The sequence below is a fragment of the Candidatus Neomarinimicrobiota bacterium genome, assembly GCA_030743815.1.
Taxonomy (GTDB): Bacteria; Fidelibacterota; Marinisomatia; order Marinisomatales; family S15-B10; genus UBA2146.
The window spans coordinates 1-18,258 of the sequence record JASLRT010000061.1; the positions used below are offsets into that span (position 1 = coordinate 1).

16 protein-coding genes and 1 pseudogene are annotated in these 18,258 nt (G+C 48.7%); 9 read left to right on the top strand and 8 right to left on the bottom strand.

Annotated features, from left to right (window positions below; genetic code table 11):
• The 7 genes from QF669_04920 to QF669_04950 all read left to right on the top strand — a co-directional run.
• Window positions 1-934, top strand: a 934-nt coding sequence (locus QF669_04920) for a glycosyltransferase family 4 protein (GenBank protein ID MDP6456781.1), incomplete at its 5' end; no start/stop codon positions are given.
• On the top strand, window positions 931-2,334 hold the full coding sequence (locus QF669_04925; protein MDP6456782.1) for an oligosaccharide flippase family protein: 1,404 nt from the start codon (window positions 931-933) through the stop codon (window positions 2,332-2,334). The genes QF669_04920 and QF669_04925, both read left to right, overlap by 4 nt.
• Window positions 2,331-3,881, top strand: a complete 1,551-nt coding sequence (locus tag QF669_04930) for a polysaccharide deacetylase family protein (protein ID MDP6456783.1) — start codon at window positions 2,331-2,333, stop codon at window positions 3,879-3,881. The genes QF669_04925 and QF669_04930 overlap by 4 nt, the downstream gene beginning before the upstream one ends.
• A complete protein-coding gene (locus QF669_04935; GenBank protein MDP6456784.1) occupies window positions 3,878-4,924 on the top strand; it encodes a glycosyltransferase family 4 protein in 1,047 nt (348 codons plus the stop codon). The genes QF669_04930 and QF669_04935 overlap by 4 nt, the downstream gene beginning before the upstream one ends.
• A gap of 52 nt (window positions 4,925-4,976) precedes the next feature.
• Complete coding sequence (locus QF669_04940; GenBank protein MDP6456785.1) at window positions 4,977-5,900, top strand: glycosyltransferase family 2 protein; 924 nt, start codon at window positions 4,977-4,979, stop codon at window positions 5,898-5,900.
• Window position 5,901: 1 nt separating this feature from the next.
• Complete coding sequence (locus QF669_04945) at window positions 5,902-6,675, top strand: DUF72 domain-containing protein (protein ID MDP6456786.1); 774 nt, start codon at window positions 5,902-5,904, stop codon at window positions 6,673-6,675.
• Window positions 6,675-7,589, top strand: a complete 915-nt coding sequence (locus tag QF669_04950) for a Ppx/GppA phosphatase family protein (GenBank protein ID MDP6456787.1) — start codon at window positions 6,675-6,677, stop codon at window positions 7,587-7,589. The genes QF669_04945 and QF669_04950 overlap by 1 nt, the downstream gene beginning before the upstream one ends.
• A 14-nt stretch (window positions 7,590-7,603) precedes the next feature.
• Here the strand turns inward: QF669_04950 and QF669_04955 are convergent, their stop codons facing one another.
• The 5 genes from QF669_04955 to ltaE form a co-directional block, all read right to left on the bottom strand.
• A complete protein-coding gene (locus QF669_04955) occupies window positions 7,604-8,437 on the bottom strand; it encodes a rhomboid family intramembrane serine protease (GenBank protein ID MDP6456788.1) in 834 nt (277 codons plus the stop codon).
• On the bottom strand, window positions 8,415-9,203 hold the full coding sequence (locus tag QF669_04960) for an alpha/beta fold hydrolase (GenBank protein ID MDP6456789.1): 789 nt from the start codon (window positions 9,201-9,203) through the stop codon (window positions 8,415-8,417). The genes QF669_04955 and QF669_04960 overlap by 23 nt, the downstream gene beginning before the upstream one ends.
• Window positions 9,200-9,949 carry a DNA repair protein RecO gene (gene recO, locus QF669_04965; GenBank protein MDP6456790.1) on the bottom strand — a complete coding sequence of 250 codons (750 nt, stop codon included), beginning with the start codon at window positions 9,947-9,949 and terminating at the stop codon, window positions 9,200-9,202. Before recO ends, QF669_04960 begins: the two co-directional genes overlap by 4 nt.
• Before the next feature lie 38 nt (window positions 9,950-9,987).
• Window positions 9,988-11,460, bottom strand: coding sequence for a proline--tRNA ligase (gene proS, locus QF669_04970; GenBank protein ID MDP6456791.1), 1,473 nt, complete (start codon window positions 11,458-11,460; stop codon window positions 9,988-9,990).
• A 107-nt stretch (window positions 11,461-11,567) separates the two neighbouring features.
• Window positions 11,568-12,605, bottom strand: coding sequence for a low-specificity L-threonine aldolase (ltaE, locus tag QF669_04975; protein ID MDP6456792.1), 1,038 nt, complete (start codon window positions 12,603-12,605; stop codon window positions 11,568-11,570).
• Window positions 12,606-12,712: 107 nt separating this feature from the next.
• Here ltaE and QF669_04980 point away from each other — a divergent pair, with 107 nt between their 5' ends.
• Window positions 12,713-13,498, top strand: a complete 786-nt coding sequence (locus tag QF669_04980) for an RNA methyltransferase (GenBank protein ID MDP6456793.1) — start codon at window positions 12,713-12,715, stop codon at window positions 13,496-13,498.
• Between the two features lie 57 nt (window positions 13,499-13,555).
• Here QF669_04980 and QF669_04985 read toward each other — a convergent pair whose 3' ends face one another.
• Genes QF669_04985 through QF669_04995 form a run of 3 tightly spaced genes read right to left on the bottom strand, consistent with a single transcriptional unit; the run spans window position 13,556 to window position 17,692 of the window.
• Window positions 13,556-14,158, bottom strand: coding sequence for a hypothetical protein (locus QF669_04985; GenBank protein MDP6456794.1), 603 nt, complete (start codon window positions 14,156-14,158; stop codon window positions 13,556-13,558).
• Between the two features lie 13 nt (window positions 14,159-14,171).
• Window positions 14,172-15,758, bottom strand: a complete 1,587-nt coding sequence (locus QF669_04990) for a thiamine pyrophosphate-dependent enzyme (GenBank protein MDP6456795.1) — start codon at window positions 15,756-15,758, stop codon at window positions 14,172-14,174.
• Window positions 15,755-17,692 (bottom strand): 2-oxoacid:acceptor oxidoreductase family protein, encoded by a 1,938-nt coding sequence (locus QF669_04995; protein ID MDP6456796.1) that lies wholly within the window; start codon window positions 17,690-17,692, stop codon window positions 15,755-15,757. Before QF669_04995 ends, QF669_04990 begins: the two co-directional genes overlap by 4 nt.
• Before the next feature lie 271 nt (window positions 17,693-17,963).
• On the opposite strand from QF669_04995, the pseudogene QF669_05000 reads away from it, so the two are divergent.
• Window positions 17,964-18,258 (top strand): annotated as a pseudogene (locus QF669_05000) (cytochrome c-type biogenesis protein CcmH).

An 18,258-nucleotide genomic window follows, 5' to 3' on the forward strand; every position in this document is an offset into this window, starting at 1 on the left:
ATTTATTGAAGATGACGTCAGGTTGTTGGAAGAATTCAGCGACGTGAAATGGATCTGTGCCCACGGTCTCTTCACCGCAGTACGCATTAAGTGGTCCATGCTGTTTAGCGATGTAGGAATTGCGTGGTTTGCATCTGTTTATAGCGCTATTCTGGTTTTCACAGCACGGTTCTTGCGTAAAACATCCATCATTATTGTGGGCGGTGCCGACCTCATTACAGATTCACATCTCGGATATGGTCTTCTTCTGTCACCCTGGAAGCGGCCTTTCATCCGGTATGCCTTGAGAAGGGCTACACATGTTCTTCCCACTTCGGAACATTTGAGACGGGCGGCTCTGGAGGTGGGAGAGTATGAGGGCGATAATCTGTCGACTGTACCGCCCGGTCTCGACAGCAACTTTTGGCAACCCGGGGACCAAAAAGAAAATATAATCTTAACTGTGGCCAGATGCACCACAAAGGACCGTATCCTTATCAAGGGCATCGATCTGCTCTTTCAGGTGGCAGAAGAGATGAGCGACATCTCTTTTCAGATCCTCGGTGTTGAGGAGAACCTTCTCTCTAGAAACGACTTCGTAGTTCCAAAGAATGTTATTGTCTCTCCTTCCATGTCGCAAGAAAAGCTACTCAATTATTATCAGCGGAGTGCTGTATACTGCCAGTTGAGCAGGGTAGAATCCTTTGGCATTGCTACGGCTGAAGCCATGCTGTGCGGATGCGTCCCCGTAGTCACCGATGTTGGTGGTTTGCCGGAAGTGATTGGTGACAGCGGTCTTCTTGTTTCACCAGACAAACCTGAGACCTTCGCTTCAACCCTGCGGGAGGCTCTTGCATCATCTGCAAGCATGGGTAAAAATGCGAGAGAAAGAATTGTATCCAACTTTCCGCTACAAAATAGACAAGCTGAACTGAAACGGCTTATCACAAAATGAAGCAGCTATCGAAGAACATCATTTCGCTCACGACAGCCGACGTTGCCTCCCGCCTGCTTGGATTTGTGTCAGTCGCTTACCTTGCGCGGACGCTTGGCCCATCGGATATGGGAGTATTGGCCGTCGGGATGGCAGTGCTGGCATACGGTGCTATATTCGCCGATGCTGGTCTGCCGATTCTCGGAACGCGAATTGTCGCCGCACAACAGATAGCCCACAGGACGGTCAGCAGAGAAATCCGCACCGCACGGCTGTTTCTTTCAATAATTTCGGTCTTCCTGGGCTGCGTAATTTTTTTCATCTTTGAAAAAAGATCCGATATCCAAACCGTTACCTGCCTCTATCTGATGGCTTTGCTCCCCTCTGCTCTCCTCCTAGACTGGTTCTTCCAAGGCATCAGCGATATGCTCACCCTCTCTAAGGCACGTGTTTTAGGTATGGCGGTCTATCTCGCTGCTGTCATCTCTTTTGTCAGAGAGGGAGCACATTTAATGTGGGTCCCAACAGCGTGGTTCACAGGTACAGCTGCTCAAGCTTGGTATCTCTGGTCCTCTTATAAAAAAATCAGTCCAGACGATGTAAAATCTTCTGAACCGTCAGGCATCTTTAAATTGATACGGCAAGGGATCCCATTGGGATTGGCAACACTCATTTCACAGGTCGTGATCCAGTTTCCTCTTATATACCTCGGCCTCTTCGACAAAACAGAAAATGCAGGATTTTATAACGTCGCCTTCCGTGTAATTGTCCTCTTACTGGTAGTGGACAGAGTTTTCTATACGATGTTCTTCCCCGCCATCAGTCGCAGCTTCAGAGAAGACAGGCAAAGGCTGCCACAGAAAGTGGAGCAAACAATAAAGCTGATCACAGCCGGAGTTCTCTATATTGCTATCCTCGCAATTCTCGCGGGAGACACACTCTTTCCTCTTTTGTTTGGACAGGCCTTTGAACAATCCAGCATGATTTTCCAAACCCTTATCGTCTATTTCATTCTGACTGTTTTGAACAGCATATTCTCGTTTACGCTTATCGGCATAGAGAGAGAAAAATCCTATACACGTTCACTTATGATCGGAGCTGTTGGATTTTTTGCTTTTATGTCTCTTCCGATTCCACTCCCATCAACCTTGCTGGCGCCGCTGGCTCTCGCCCTATTCCAGGCTCTCAGCATGATCGTGATGAGTAGGGAATTGCAAGATACTCTGGCAATTTCTTCGTTTGGTCGCATCTTATTGACGATCGTAATTACGGTAGCTCTCACTGCGGTCTTTTCCGCCTGGGCAAACAGCAGTCCCCTCATCGCCACAGTGGGAGCAGTGATTATTTCGCCCTTCATTCTGGCGTGGTCAGCCGGTGTTAATCAGGAAGATATCAAATTTCTCAGGAAGGTTATCATATGAAGCTCACACCTGGTATCACCAGCTGCACACCGGAATGGCAGCTCATTTTGACGCAGATCGGCGTACCATTTTCTACGATTGATCTCTCAGTAACTTCCGGGATTTCCGATTGTCCGGCCATCATTGTCTCTTCCAGTCTTACCAACTCTGAAATACTTAAGGTGCTTGAATACGTCTCAAACGGCGGCACCATACTGATAGAAGCTGATACCGGACATCTCCTTTTCAACATCAAGACACAATCTTTGCATATCAAATATTTTGAACCGCAGTATGACGACATTTTTGCGGCGGTGAACGGCGGTTATTTCGATGGTCAGCTCAGGCTGCCTAAACATGGAACTCACCTGATGTCAGATTCAGGAAAGAACCTTGTCCAGATATACCGCCACGGCGAAGGAGTGGCGCTGATCTTGCCGGGTGGATTTATCCGCGGTGTATTGGACACCTCCGTCCGGCGGCGAAACTTTCCGACTAACGGTCCCACCTTTCCATCGGAACGCGTTTCAAGGCGATCCAAAGGAGTGATACGAGCGGTGGTTGAAAAGTCACTGCAGTTCCTTTTTCAAAAGCGGCAACTGCCGCTTGTTACGCTGTACCCTTTCCCAGATGGAGTATCTACTATTTTCAACTTCCGTATCGACACCGATTTTTCATCCGAAGACGATGTTAAACGACTGTACGATTTGTGCCGGAAGCACAATATTGAGGCTACCTGGTTTGTGGAGACAGCCAGCGCCGCGAACTGGATCAACCGCTACGCTCAAATGGAAAACCAGGAGATCGGTCTTCACTGCTTCAAGCATCGTCTGTTCGCATCCTTCAGCAAAAATCAGAAAAATGTACGGCAGGGAGTTGATCTTCTTACCTGCGAAAAATTACATCCCGACGGTTTTGCCGCACCTTTTGGACTTTGGAACAGATCACTATCAAAAGCAGTAGAGCACCACGGGTTTATCTACTCGTCAGAATTTGCATTAGACTACGACAACCTGCCGTTTTACCCATTTCTCAGGGAGCGATTTTCCACAGTGCTCCAAGTCCCAGTACACCCTGTTTCCACCAGTTTGCTGAGGAACGCCCGTCATACTTTTGATGATATGACAACCTATCTTGATTACGTTATTGCGAAACACGTACAATACCGTCTGCCTCTCTTTTTCTATGATCACCCTTCCAATGCTAATCTTGACGCCTTAAATTGGCTATTTGAACGTATCAGCAATATTAGCATCCGACAGATGAAACTTGGTGATTATGCTCGATGGTGGATTGAACGCACCTCCACAAAATGGACGCCACTTCTGGAAGACGGGCGAATCCGGATAAAACAGATCAACTGCCCTGCGTCCTTACATGTGCAAATCCACCGGGGTGTTCAGGAATGGGCGATCACTGAAATGAAAGACGAAATAAACATAAGCGATCTCTACTTCCAGCCCGAGGTGATAGCAAAAACAGAATCTCCCATGAGTGCCCGCTCAGCTTACACATGGAAGATGATGGTCAACGATATTCTTCACTACTACTGGAAATTCCGACTGTGAAAGTAACTCTTGCCAGCTATCACACAGCTATCCTGCGTCACGGCGGACCACAGACCCAGATTCTGCAAACGAAACGCTATCTTGAAGAGAGGGGCGTCGATGTGGAACTGTTCAATCCGTGGGCGGAACGGGCGACAGCTTTAGATAGCGATCTTTTCCACCTGTACGCATCTAACTTCGGAACGTACGATCTCGCCCGGTATCTTAATGCACACCTAGTGAGGTTCGTATCCAGTCCTATTTTCTACACCAGGCGATCCCCGAGAACCATAAGGTTTGTCTCAGCGGTCGAGAAAGTGATCAGGAAAACGGGTGGTTTCTGGTCAGATTACGGTTTTTCACGCGATATTTGCCACTGGTCAAAAATGGTCTTGCCCAATACGGCTTCGGAGGCGTCTCTCATTACTCAAGGATTGGGAATCCCAGTTTCCAAAACCGAAGTTGTCCCTAACGGCGTGGAAGAAAGATTTGAGCACGGGGACCCCGATCTTTTTGTCAAGAAATACGGCATAAATGATTTCATCTTGAACGTAGGACATATAGGTGTCGAGCGAAAAAATACGCTTGCACTCATTCGGGCTCTCAGGAAGATTGATCATCCGGCTGTGATTATTGGCAGAGTGTACCCTTCAGAAGAAGGAAACCTATGCCTCATGGAAGCGGAAGCAGACAAGAATCTTACACTGATTCAAGGGATCGACCACGATTCAGAAATGCTCGCTTCTGCCTACGCAGCGTGTAGTGTCTTCGCCCTTCCCGCAAAATATGAAACGCCAGGAATCGCGGCCCTAGAGGCTGGACTGGCCGGGGCACAGGTAGTTATCACACCTCACGGCGGAACCAAGGACTACTTTGAAGATATGGCGACCTATGTGGATCCATATTCAATTCCATCCATCGAGAGAGGTATCAGGAGTGCCTTGGATACGGGCCGGGACAGTCGCCTGCAGGAACACGTCAGAAAAAATTTTCTCTGGCAGAACGTAGCCGAAAAGACAGCAAACATCTACCGTAGAATTCTCGATTCCACCCCGGCTCTCTGATACGCTGATTCTCCCTGTTCTGACAGATGACAAAAAGGGTAAAAACGACCGTATGAACGTATCCGTAATCGTCTCCGTCCATAACGCCGAAGACATCCTTCCTGTAACGTTGCCCGCTCTTCTCAACCAGGACTACTCCGAGGGTACAATTGAATTTATAGTCGTCGATGACAGCTCCTCTGACGCAACGCCCGCAGTGCTTGAAAACAGGGAATGGAATGACCGCTGCAAAATCATTCGCCATACGGAGAATCGAGGGCGGTGTGCAACAAGAAATTCTGGAATTAAAGCTGCAAATGGCGATCTGATAATTTTTATCGATTGCGACATTGAGGTGGAATCGACATTTGTCAGCAGGCATGTTGAGAAGCATAAGGATTTTAAAATTACCGGTGTCCTTTCCAACCTCAGACCCTACACGGACGAATTGAAGAACAAATATCACCGCTACCTTTTCCACGGCAATCGAGGGGCACAGCTGGTTGGCAGCCACAAGCCGTTACCGTTCAGATACTTCATCATGACATGTTCTTCAGTAAAAACTGAAGCCGTCAAGAGGACCGGCTTGTTCAACGAAAATCTTCCCGGTTACGGTATTGATCTTCATTATGCATACCGCCTCTGGAAAAATTTCTCCGATGGACTCTATTTCGACCCCGACATTACTGTCCGCATGCATAAACTCAAATCGATCAGCCGGGCTCTCGATGACTTCACCGATTATGGCCGCAGGAATGTCCCCATCATCTTGAAAGAATTTCCCGAACTGGCACCATACGTAGGAGCTGATTTCGTAAAAGCGCCGGGGCAGCATGTCTCCTTCAGAAATGTTATTGGCAGCATCTTTATCAACCAGGCAATGATGGCACTGGCAAGGGGGTTCTACCTGTTACTGCCTTTCCCCTTGAGTAATGCCTTTATCCGTTATCTAATGGCAGCATCCATTGTCACTGGTTACCGCGCCACGATTGATTAAGATGGCTGACGTCCACATCGGAACGAGTGGATACAGCTTTCAGGATTGGAAAGGACGGTTCTATCCTTCCAGTATAACGGACGGGGAAATGCTGCTCCACTATGCCAAGCATTTCTCATGCGCTGAAGTGAACTCAACCTACTACCGTATCCCCCATCCCAAGGTTTTCCATCATATGGTACAGAAGGTGCCCAAGGATTTCGAGTTCATTATTAAGGTGCACTCTGATGTAACACACAAGAGGGAAAAAACCGGAAGTTCACTTGCCAGTCTCGCCCTCTCCATCCAGCCAATTGTTGATGAAAATATGTTCTCTGGCTATCTGGCCCAATTCCCGTACTCATTCAAGAATAGACAGCCGAACAGGCAGTACCTGGCTCGCCTGTCGCAGCTGACCGATCCGCAGCCACTATTTGTAGAGTTCCGTCATGCCAGCTGGGCCACTCCGCCACTCTACGACTTTTTGAGCGAACACCGTTTGAACTACGTTAATGTGGACGAGCCGGCCCTGCCCAATCTTCTTCTTCCACAAGTGATCACTACATCGGACACTGGCTACGTCCGTTTTCACGGACGTAATGCCGACACATGGTGGGACAAAAACAAGGGTGATCGCTATGACTATTTTTATTCACAAGAAGAACTTGCAGGCTGGCAGGAAGATATACAAGGCGTACTCAACCGCGTAAAAAATATGTATCTTTTTTTCAACAACTGTCATCATGGACATGCGGCACAGAATGCTCTCGATATGAAGGCGCTATTCTACATTTGATGCGCGTCGCTTCCCTCGATCTCGGCACCAACACACTGCTCCTCACCATTGCCGATCTGGACCAATCATCACTCAAGCCGTTGTACGAAGATGCAGTCATAATCCGTCTGGGGCAGAACCTTAAAGACGGCGGGGCCCTGCATCCGGATGCCAAGAAGCGATGCCTGCAAGCTATCGAGAACTACCTTTCCATTATCAGCAGTTACGACGTGGGAGAGACTATTGCCGTAGGAACGGCCGCGCTCAGAAAAGCCAGCGATGGTGAGCAATTTGTTAAGGAAATCGCAGAACGATATAACATCAATTTTGAAATTATCTCCGGCAAAGAGGAAGCGAGATTGACCTTTAAGTCGACCCAGCACGAATTCCCAGTAGTTGAAAAGGAGCTTCTGATGTTTGACATTGGTGGTGGTTCTACGGAGATCGTCACGGGAGATCTGAACGACATCACCTCCATGACAAGCCTGCCCGTAGGGACAGTAAATTTGACGGAAGAGTTCATGTCACACGATCCCGCAACTCCCTCGGAGATGGCAACCACAGGTAATCGCATTACAGATGTTTTAAGTAGAATTACAGTAAATCAAACAGAGTTTAAAGGTGTCGGCGTGGCCGGGACAGTAACAACCCTGAAAGCAATCTCGTTAAAGATGAGCGACTCCAACCACGGCCTGATTCACAAATCTGTTCTCACTCGGGATGAAATTACCGAACTTGCACACAGACTAACCACCATGACCCTGAAAGAACGATTACGCCTGAAAGGATTGCCAGAGAAACGGGCAGATATAATTCATGTTGGAGCCGTTATAACGCAGGCCATTGTGCATCGATTCGGTCTGTCCGAGATACATGTGAGTGACCGCGGCCTTAGATGGGGTGTGCTGTACGACCGGATGGAAAAGCTCAGCTAAACTGGTATACTCCACTAATTCGAGTCTTCATCTTCGGAAAGTTTCTTGCTTGCTTCGTACAGAAAATCTTTCTGCTTCTTCGTCAGACTGTCGTATCCTGAAGCGTTAATCTTATCCAGGATCTGATCAACCTCCAGACGGAGTTTTTCTCTTTTATCGCGCTGTCTGTGCCGATAACGTCCTTTAATATCGCCTTTGGCATTATGAAGGAGCATAGTCACGGCGGTGAGCTGAATCGTTGATTTCAGGTAAAGAAAACCTATGACCATTCCGGAGAGATGGGTCAGATGGGCAACATTTGAATAGCCGGGATTAAGTGATGACAGGAAAGCCAAAGCGCCGATGAAGACGACGAAATACTTCACTTGCACAGGCAGGAAGAAATAGAGATAGATATAGCGATTGGGGAACATCAGTCCATAAGCCAAGAGAATACCGTACACTGCACCACTGGCTCCAACGACGGGAATGAGCGCATTGAGATTGAACAGGACAGTAATAATCCCGGATCCTACGCCTGTGAGAAAGTAATATCTGAAGAACTCTTTCTTGCCCCAGGTTGTCTCCAGCTCAGAGCCAAACATCCAGAGGACAAACATGTTGATCAGCACATGCCAGAATCCGCCGTGGAAGAAGAGGTAGGTAAACGGCTGCCAGATCATCAACTGCTTCCATGTAGCGCGCGGTACAATGCCAAAAAGCTGAAATAGGAGACGCTCCTGGCCTGACAGAGTCTGAAGCAGGAAAATGATCAGATTGATCGAGACGAGCAGTTTGATAGCGTCAGTAAACAGACGCGGCCTGTAGGAACTGCCCCTGAAGAAATTACTCTGGTATTGGTATCTCATCCTTCAACAATCTGGGGTGTTCTCTCATGAACTGAAGCGAGATGTCCCACACTTTTTCTCTTTCACAATCGTAGGTAAGCACATGGGACGATTCCTCAAAAGAAAAGAACTGTTTGTCCGCAGAACCGATAGCGTCATAGACCATGGGACCGTTAATATAAGGAGCTGTTGTATCAGATTTCGAGTGCATAATCACGGCGGGGCATGAGATCTCATTAAGAAGATGCCTGGCTCTTTTTGTCAGCTTCAGTACTTCTGACGCTGCGCGCAGCGGATAGACCTCATAGCCGAAGAATGGGCGCGGCATGTCTTTCTTATAAACTTTCGTTTTAGGTTCATAATCCTTAAACCATTTGGTTGCGTGCGATAGATAAGCAGTCCAACTCTTGAACTTGAAAATGGCTGGTGAATACAGAATCAAACCGGAGAGATCAAATCGGGAAGCCACATGTATTCCTAGAGACGTTCCCATGCTGAAGCCCGCCACAAAGACATCTTCGAACTCCTCCGCAAGAGCGGCAGAGCCCGACATCACTGTTTCTATCCAGTCTTCCTGTGTTTTTGTGTTGCAGTCGTGGGGAGAGGTTCCGTGGCCCGGCAGTATGTCAGCAACGGCTGTTATACCGTTAGCAGCAAGGAATCTGCCGAAGTCGTCAAGCTCAAATGTGCTGCCCGTGAAACCGTGGATCAAATAACAGGCAGTGCCACCACTCCCGTCATAGCGGAAACCTTCACTCTTAATTCTGGGGCTGAGGAATTCATTCATGAAAAAACTTTCTCCATCACTTTCAGAGATTTGACTTCTCTGAGTCCTTCAATATGGTACCTCATGTACTCGATTAGAAAATGCCCTATCTCCTGCCGATCTCCTTTACGCGGAACGATCGATATAACATCTTCAAGCGTGCCATGCTGAATATTACGGAGAATCCCTAATGCGCGCGCGGAAATAGGCGTACCCATATCGCCATTACATTTATCACAAACCAATTCGCCATATTCCAGCGAAAAACGGCCGTGATCAAATTTCACAGAACAGCGTGGACATTTGGATAGACTCGGATGAAATCCCATATGAGAAAGAAGATGAATCTCGAAATACCAGAATAGAAGATTCATATTACCGTCAACACTGTTGATACTTTTGAGAACATCTACAATCAGTTGAAACAGTTCTTCATGCGGTTCCACACCCGTCACCGCCTTATCAGTGAGCTCAGCTACGGCAAAACCATAAGACATCTTACGAAAGTCTTTTTTCAGAGATGACCATGTCTCAATATATTCCGCCTTTGAAAAAATCTGTAACTGTCTCTTGGTGTTATGATAGAATATAAGATTCAGGTAGTTCAGCGGCTCCAGATAGCCACTCTGTAGCACTTTGCTTTTGCGGATTCCTTTTCCAATAACTGATATTTTGCCGAATTCCCGGGTATAGATGCGGGCGATTTTGCTGGTATCACCGTAAGGAAAACTTTTAAGTACAACCGCTTTGGTCTTCTCCAGCGCCATTCTGACAGCAGCCTTATAATAGAGCCAACTTCCTTTTATCAGTAGGCTTTAGCAAAGATAACTTCATACTTGGCCGGTTTTGCACTGTATACACATTTGAGACCATCGGGATGCTCATCAAAAGGGATACATCTGATGGTAGCATTTGTTTCATCTTTGATGGCCTCCTCCGTTTCAGGATTACCATCCCAGCCGCACCGGATGAATCCACCGGTGGATGACATGATCTCTTTGAAATCGCTGTAATTCTTTACAGTATGCGTATTCGCCCGCTGGAAATCTTTGGATTGTTGATAGAGTAATAACTGAATTTCGTCCAGAAGCCGGTTCACTTCCGACACAATATTCTCTTTCGACACCTCCAATTTCTCGCCAGTATCCCGCCGCACAGCTACTGCCTGCCCTGCTTCTATGTCTCTCGCGCCCACCTCCAGGCGTACCGGTGCACCCTTCATTTCCCATTCATTGAACTTGAATCCGGGACTGACCTGCAACCGATCATCAACGTGGATTCTTCGATTCATTTTCTCCAGTGTCTTGATGTCAGACTTTAGATAATCTGCAGCCTGTGCTATTTCGTTTTCCGACTTACCGATCGGTACAACTACCACTTCGTAAGGCGCTACCGCTGGAGGAAGTCTCAAACCTTTATCATCTCCGTGTACCATAACGAGTGCACCGATCAGCCTGGTGCTGACGCCCCAACTCGTCGCGTAGACGTGCTCCAGACGGTTATCCTCAGTCTGAAAGGTCACGTCAAAAGCTTTGGCAAAATTCTGTCCTAAGTTATGAGAGGTACCGGCCTGCAGCGCCCGTCTGTCGCCCATCATTGCTTCGATACAATAGGTGTGATCAGCACCGGCAAATTTCTCAACCTCTGTCTTGCGCCCCACGATGACCGGCACCGCCAGCACATCTTCCACCACCTCACGATAGATTTCGAGAATTGTCCTCGTCTCCTCTTCCGCCTCCTCAAGGGTAGCGTGGGCTGTGTGCCCCTCCTGCCAAAGGAATTCCGTGGTACGCAAGAAAAGTCGCGTCCTCATCTCCCATCGCACAACATTCGCCCACTGATTGATGAGCAGTGGCAGATCGCGGTAGGACTGGATCCATTTCTTATACATGGCCCAGATAACCGTCTCCGATGTGGGGCGGACAATTACTTCTTCTTCCAACGCTGAATTTGGATCAACTGCAAGACCTCCGTCCGGATTGGCCATCAGCCGGTGGTGCGTCACAACAGCACATTCCTTGGCAAATCCCTCTACATGCTCGGCTTCCCTTGCCAGAAATGACTTGGGAATAAAGAGAGGAAAGTACGCGTTGACATGTCCCGTCTCTTTGAAGCGGCGGTCGAACGCCTCCTGCACACTGGTCCAGACAGAATAACCGTAGGGCCTTATCACCATTGTCCCTTTGACGGGACCGTAATCCGCCAACTCCGCTTTCGTCACCACATCGGTGTACCAGCGGGCATAGTCTTCACTCTTGGGTGTGACGCCTTTTGCCATGGGATTTAAACCGCTTCTTCGTCTCCGGCGAACACAAATTTACTTTTGTTCCACGAATTAAAATACTGTTGAGACTTACCGGCTGAAGAGTGGACGCTCTCGCTCGTTCAGGAGCTGAAGTAACCGTTCAGGACTGATAACACGCTATCAACATCCCCCGCATCAACGCCCCGATTCGTCACCATTCTGAACTTGCCGGGACCTATCGTCAGAAAACGAATACCTTCATCTTCCATGGCGCTTACTACCTCATCAGCTGTCCTGGAATTATCCACTAGATCGAAGTAAAGGATGTTGGTGTAGACCTTGCCAAGGTCGATCTCGAGGCCGGGGACGGCATCGATACCTTCGGCGAGGCGGCGAGCGTTGGCGTGATCCTCGGCCAGCCGCTCAACCGTTTCATCAAGCGCCACGAGCCCCGATGCAGCAACGATACCGGCCTGACGCATACCACCGCCCAGACCTTTTCGTACCCGCCGCGCCTTTCTGATGAACGCTTCCGTGCCGCAGACTAGAGAGCCCACCGGTGCGGATAATCCTTTCGACAAGCAGAAGGAGACGGATTCTGCATTTGCCACAAGAGTATCCGCATCCAAACCGAGTGTCACAGCAGCATTGAAAATCCTCGCACCATCAACATGTAAGGAGATCTCCCGCCTGTGAGCGAAGTCCGCCACATCGTCCATGTATTCTTTTGTCAGCGGAACTCCATGGCAGACGTTATGGGTGTTTTCCAGACAGATGAGTCTCGTGCGGGGAAAATGGACATTGTCCGCTCTGATAGCAGCTTCCATTTCGTTCAAGTCGATAGTGCCGTCGGGCTGGTTCTTCAGTGTACGAGGATGAATGCCGCCGTATGCCGAAATACCTCCCGCCTCGTAGAGGAAGGTGTGAGCTTTGTCTCCCAGTATAACTTCATCTCCCCGCTCACAATGGGTCAGAACAGAGACAAGGTTAGCCATGGTACCGCTGGGGACAAGGAGGGCCGCCTCCTTGCCTATTATATCAGCTGTCCTGCGTTCGAGCCTATTGACGGTAGGATCGTCTTCAAATACGTCATCACCGAGTTCGGCATCGAAAATAGCCTGACGCATGGCGTCGGTGGGGAGTGTGACAGTGTCGCTGCGTAGATCAATGACCTTCATTTCTTCCTCCGGCAAACAATCGGTGGAGAACCCATAAGGAATTTAGCGGGGGTGGCGTCCCGTTTCAATGGATTTGTTCTACTCTGCAGTTTACGTAGATTCGAGCCGTGATCTCAAAGACAGAACTCAAGCGCATTAGAAGCCTGCGCCAGAAGAAGTACAGACGGCAATACCGCCGGTTTCTCGTGGAAGGGGTACGTCTGGTGGAGGAGGCCCTATCCGCTGATGCCGATGTGGTGGCAGTGGCCCACACGAACGAATTGCTCCAGAGCGAACGCGGCGCGAAGCTGATCCACGGTATTGACAAACACGGCATCCCGCGACATGAGGTCACGGAGCACGACCTGAAATCAATATCGGATACAGTTCACAGTCAGGGGATCATTGCTGTAGCTAGCATTTCCGAACCATCTCCTATAGAAGAAGCTGCAAACGACACCTGGCTTTACCTCGATTCGGTCAGCGACCCCGGCAATCTCGGCACTATGCTGAGGACAGCGGACTGGTTTGGCCTAAAATATGTGGCGCTCTCGCCGACCTGTGCTGATCCGTATAACCCAAAGGTGGTTCGCTCAGGAATGGGGGCTCACTTCCACCTGAACATCTGCTCCTCAGCCGAACTTAGCCAGTTCAAACAATCAGGCCACACCCTCCTCGCCGCTAATCAAAAAGGTATACCTCTCAACCAGCTTCCGCTAACTGATGACCAATTATGTCTTGTGATGGGAAGCGAAGCTCATGGTATCTCAGACGACATCATGCCGCTGGTAGATCACTTAGTGGCCATTCCTGGTGCGGGCTCGGCTGAGTCACTCAATGTAGCTGTGGCGGCGGGAATTCTGTTATATCAACTCACTATTGATCACAAACCTTCAAGGTCTGCAAGACCTTGAAGGTTCTCGAGACACCAGGAAATCGTTCGAGGTCTCCTGACCTCGAACAAAGTTTCACTACATCTCCCCCGCGCGGATGGTGCCGTGCTCATCATCGAGCCAGTCACCGACAAATTTGTAGGCTTTACGCATATCCTCAAGCGTGGCAATCATAACGACCATATCCTGTTCATGGCCCGCCTGATCTACAAGATAGTCCGGCAGAACACCCTCCATGTGAAATCCGAGTTCGCTGTAGATACGCATAAGATCTTCTTGAGGACGCATGAATTTTACTATGATTTTGTTGAGATGCCTCTCATGAGCCATGTCATACATATCCTTCGCAAATACAAATTGGATCCCTTTCCCCTCGTACTCAGGTAAGATTACCAGCCGCAGCTGGGCTTCGCCGCTCTTCCATGATTTAGTAGCTATCTCCAGCGAACCGTCGCCAACAAATTCGCCGTCAAGAATTGCCACACGCCGGATAATCTGACCGTCCTCAGTTTTCAGAATTCGCTTCCTGATGTAATCGAGTACCGTAACATCACTGCGGAAGTAGCGTCTTCTATCTTCAGAGAACGACTTGAAGAATTCATATGATGCCTCCACATCATCTACAGTTAGATCTCGAACGATAACTTGGGATCCGTCTTTGAGTCTATAAGTGTGTTCCATAGGTACTGTCCTCTTAAATGATACCGGCCAACTCCTGAAGAAGACGCCAGTTTTTCAGTCTGTCTTCCTGAGCCATCTGGATTGATTCATCGGGATTGCCGTCCTTGTCAAAATGTTTGGCGAACCGCCCTTCCGTCTTCGCGAAATAGATGAAATCGAACTGCTCGCTCGTTTTGGGGTTTACGTACCAATCCTCATTCTTGGCCGGATTTCCCTGGAGGGAAAGCCGCTCAGACATACGGACACCATTTCTCGGATCGTGGATAAAGACAGGGAAAGCCCTGCAATCGGCGGCGAGCTTTGCCTGGTGCATAGCGAGATTATCTGCCACGCCGTGCTCCGGCTGACAGGTAGTATACACATTAACCACAGCCGGTCCCTTGTACTCATTAGCCGCCATCACCGCGTTGTAGAAATGATTCGTGTGAGCCGCTGTCGTCTGAGCCACGAAAACTTCCGGATGCATCATAGCTAGATTGGCGATCTCTTTCCTCCGTTCAGTTTTACCGTACACGGCTGATCCGTATATTGACATTTTAGCTTCCTGTCCAGTGAAGGAGGCGGTGGACGCCTGGCCGCCGGTGTTTGAATAGACTTGAGTATCGAGGATCAGCACATTGATATCCATTCCTGATACCAGCATCCGCGACAGAGACTGAAAACCGATATCAACCATAGCACCGTCACCGCCGATGCACCACAATTTCTTATCATTCCATCCCAGCTGATTCCAGCGCGTACGAATACCCATGGCATCTGCCGAATTGTTCTCAAAGAGAGAATTCGTCCATGGTACCAGGAAAGGGTTGTACGGATAGGTGGAGCCGTAGACAGTATTGCATCCCGTGGAAGCGACAAGACCAATACTCTCCCTGCCGTAGACAAATCCAGTCGCCGCCAACATCATCCTGAGGGCCGTCCCTTCGCCGCACCCCATGCACGATCCGGCGCCACCCGTGTAGAGCATCGACTCACTGGCCAGCATCATATCTGGCAAGACACGTTCGTTGATATAGTCAGAAGGGGTAGGGCCCAGAGATTCAAAAAACTCAAATGCCTCTTGATAGCGGGGAATTGTGTCGTCTACTTTATTGATCATCTTGAGGGCATCGTGTTCTCCGCATGCGTCGACACATTCGGCACACCCCTTACACTTGCTGGGATCGATGAAAATACCAAATTTTGCCGGTTCTTTACCCTGCTTCGCTGGCACCTTGAAGAACTTGTTAGTCTCTGCCCACTGTTCTGCGATCCACTCTGTCACCTCTCCTGACTCAAGTACATTGAGGGAGTCCGTGAGCTGAGACTCAGAAATTGCCTTTCCCAAGATGGAAGTGTCGGGACACTGGGTGACACAGTCCATGCACGCCACGCAGTTCTCCGCAATGAATTCCGGAATGTCCGGCGCAATATAGCTAAAATCCCTCAGGGCGGCTGTACCAGCTGGAATCAGACTTCTGGCAGTGGAAAGGTCAGCCGGCAACCCGTCTTCAGCAATCCCTGAATTGTACGCACCGACAATGCGATCGTTGAAATCATCGATATCGAGAATATCGAATGCGTTTATTTTATCCTTTCCCGATACAGCTACTTCACTCATGCCAAAACCTCTTCTCCAGCTTTAATAATTTCATCAGGTACTTCCAATACTTCATTAAATCCCCGCTTAACCGCTTCAAGATTATCGCGCACAACCTCTTCACCCCGCTTGCCAAAATACTTCCGCAACGATTTTTCAACTCCTCTCATCAGTTGCTTCTCACTGAGTCCAGATCTCTCCAGAAAGGGCGTACATTTCAGGAAGATACCGAGAAGAACAATGCCCTGCATTCTCTGAACCAGATGGGCTCTGGAAGAAACTTCGCGTGCAATCCGAACTGTATCTAACGCCAGCAGACGGATGCCGTCTTGCTGGATCTTCTCCTGCGCATGGAGTGGAATACCGTGCCAGATATCTTCAGGATCAGTTTTCGATGTCTGAACAAAAATAGCCCCTCCCGGCTGCAGTCCTGAGAGCGGATTGGACAGGTTAAAGGCGTTCACATCGTTGAGCGGGACAAATTCCACGAACTCCAGTTCGCTGTGGGCGAGGATAGGCTGCGGGCTGATGGTAAGGTAGTAAGTAGTAGGAAGTCCCTTCTTTTCCGAGCCGTACTTTGGATAAGCCTGAACGTACATATCAAACAGATCTGCCACAATTGTTGCCATCACCTTGTTGGTTGTAACAGAGCCGTATCCTCCCACCGAATGGCCTCGCATTGAAAATGTCCCTTCCGGGCGGATGTCGGGATTTTCGTCCGGTTCAAGACCGCATTCATGTTCGATACCAATAGCAAAATAGCGTTTCTCATCATTTACCATATTGTCCACCGCCGCCATGAGATCTGCCGGGCTGACATCACGTGAACCGAGTCCTGCCGAGCCAGAATATATATTCGGAATTGAGATGGAATCATCCTCGGCGTGGGCAGAGTAGTCAGCAAATGCCGCTTTGATCTCCATGGTAAGGGGGTTGCTCTCCGCCAGTGGATTATCCATTCTTTCCAGCACAGAAAATCCCTTCACATGTTTAAGTGCTTCTACAATCTGCTGCCCCGGGAACGGTCTAAATGAAGTAACATGAACGACGCCTGCTTTGATCCCTCTCTCTCTTCGCAAATAGTCTATGACGGACTTCGCTGCTTCCATCATACTACCCATGCCGATGAGAGCCCATTCGGCATCCTCGATTTTATAGCTGTCGATCAAACCGTAGCGCCTACCCGTAGCTTTCTGAAACTCCTCCATGGCATTGACGAGATAGGACTCAACGGCATCCGTGAACGCCCGCTGTGCAATTTTGCCCTTCATATAGGCGTCCTGATTCTGAACCACACCCGACATAACGGGATGATACGGATCCATCAGGTTCACAAGTTTTGTCTGGGGAGAAGAAAGATAGGTAGCCATAAAATCCGGTTCAGGGAGCCTCACATTCTCGATGGTATGAGTGGTCAGGAATCCATCCATGATATTGAGGAACGGTGTAGATGAATCCTCCGCCGCCCGGCGTGCAATCAAAGCCAAATCACCTGTCTCCTGGGCATTTCTGCCAAACACCATACCCCAACCGCAATCGGAAACCGCCATGACATCATCGTGCCCGGCATGGACGTTCAACGAGTGCGACGTAAGGGCACGTGCCCCAATATGAAACACAACTGGAAGCCGCTTGCCAGAAATCGTATAGAGAACTTCCTTCATCAGAACCAGACCCTGGCCCGAAGTAAAATTCGTCACCCTGCCCCCCGCTAAGGCAAAACCTTCACAGGCTGAAGCAGAGCTGTGCTCAGATTCGGGTTCGATAAAAGCCAGTTCATCGCCCCAGATGTTAGTACCACCATTCGCCACCACAGCCTGATAACCAGATCCCATGGTAGTGGAGGATGTAATTGGGTAGGCACAAGCACCCTGTGTGACATGAGTTTCTACCCAGACTACCATAGCGGCACCATCGGCGGTTGATTGGATTCCACGATATTTAAACTGTTTCATGAAGAATTCCTTGTTTCAAGGAAGGAGTACTTTAAAATAGATACCGACCTCAGCGAATGATAACATCAGGCTTATAATTCTTCTATACCCAAAATAATTTACAACCTGTTTTTTACAGTTACAACGCCGCCGCATGGCTCACCTCCTATCAATTCAAGGTTTTTGGGTGAGCCATTTTACTAAGAATCACCACAACATTTGATATACATCGAAGCAAAACAATGGAATCAGGACGGTCTGTTCACGGTGGAACTTACATCTCAGCCTCAATATGCTTCGGTCACGGTTTAGACGTGTCATCTGTCGAGGTCTCTCCACCTCGACACCAGCTTCACGTACGGTCGGGACACCATGCTTGATTTGTCAAGGACAGTCAGTTTATGACTCACAATCTGATTTTGCAATTAGCATGAAAACACTCATTCAAAAAAAATTGATGAAGGAAAAACAGAAAATGAAATTTATGAATTCCTTACAAAAAAATATGGAGATTGGATCATTTATGATCCTGAATTGAATAAAAATACTTTTTTACTTTGGTTATTACCTTTGATTTTATTTGTTTT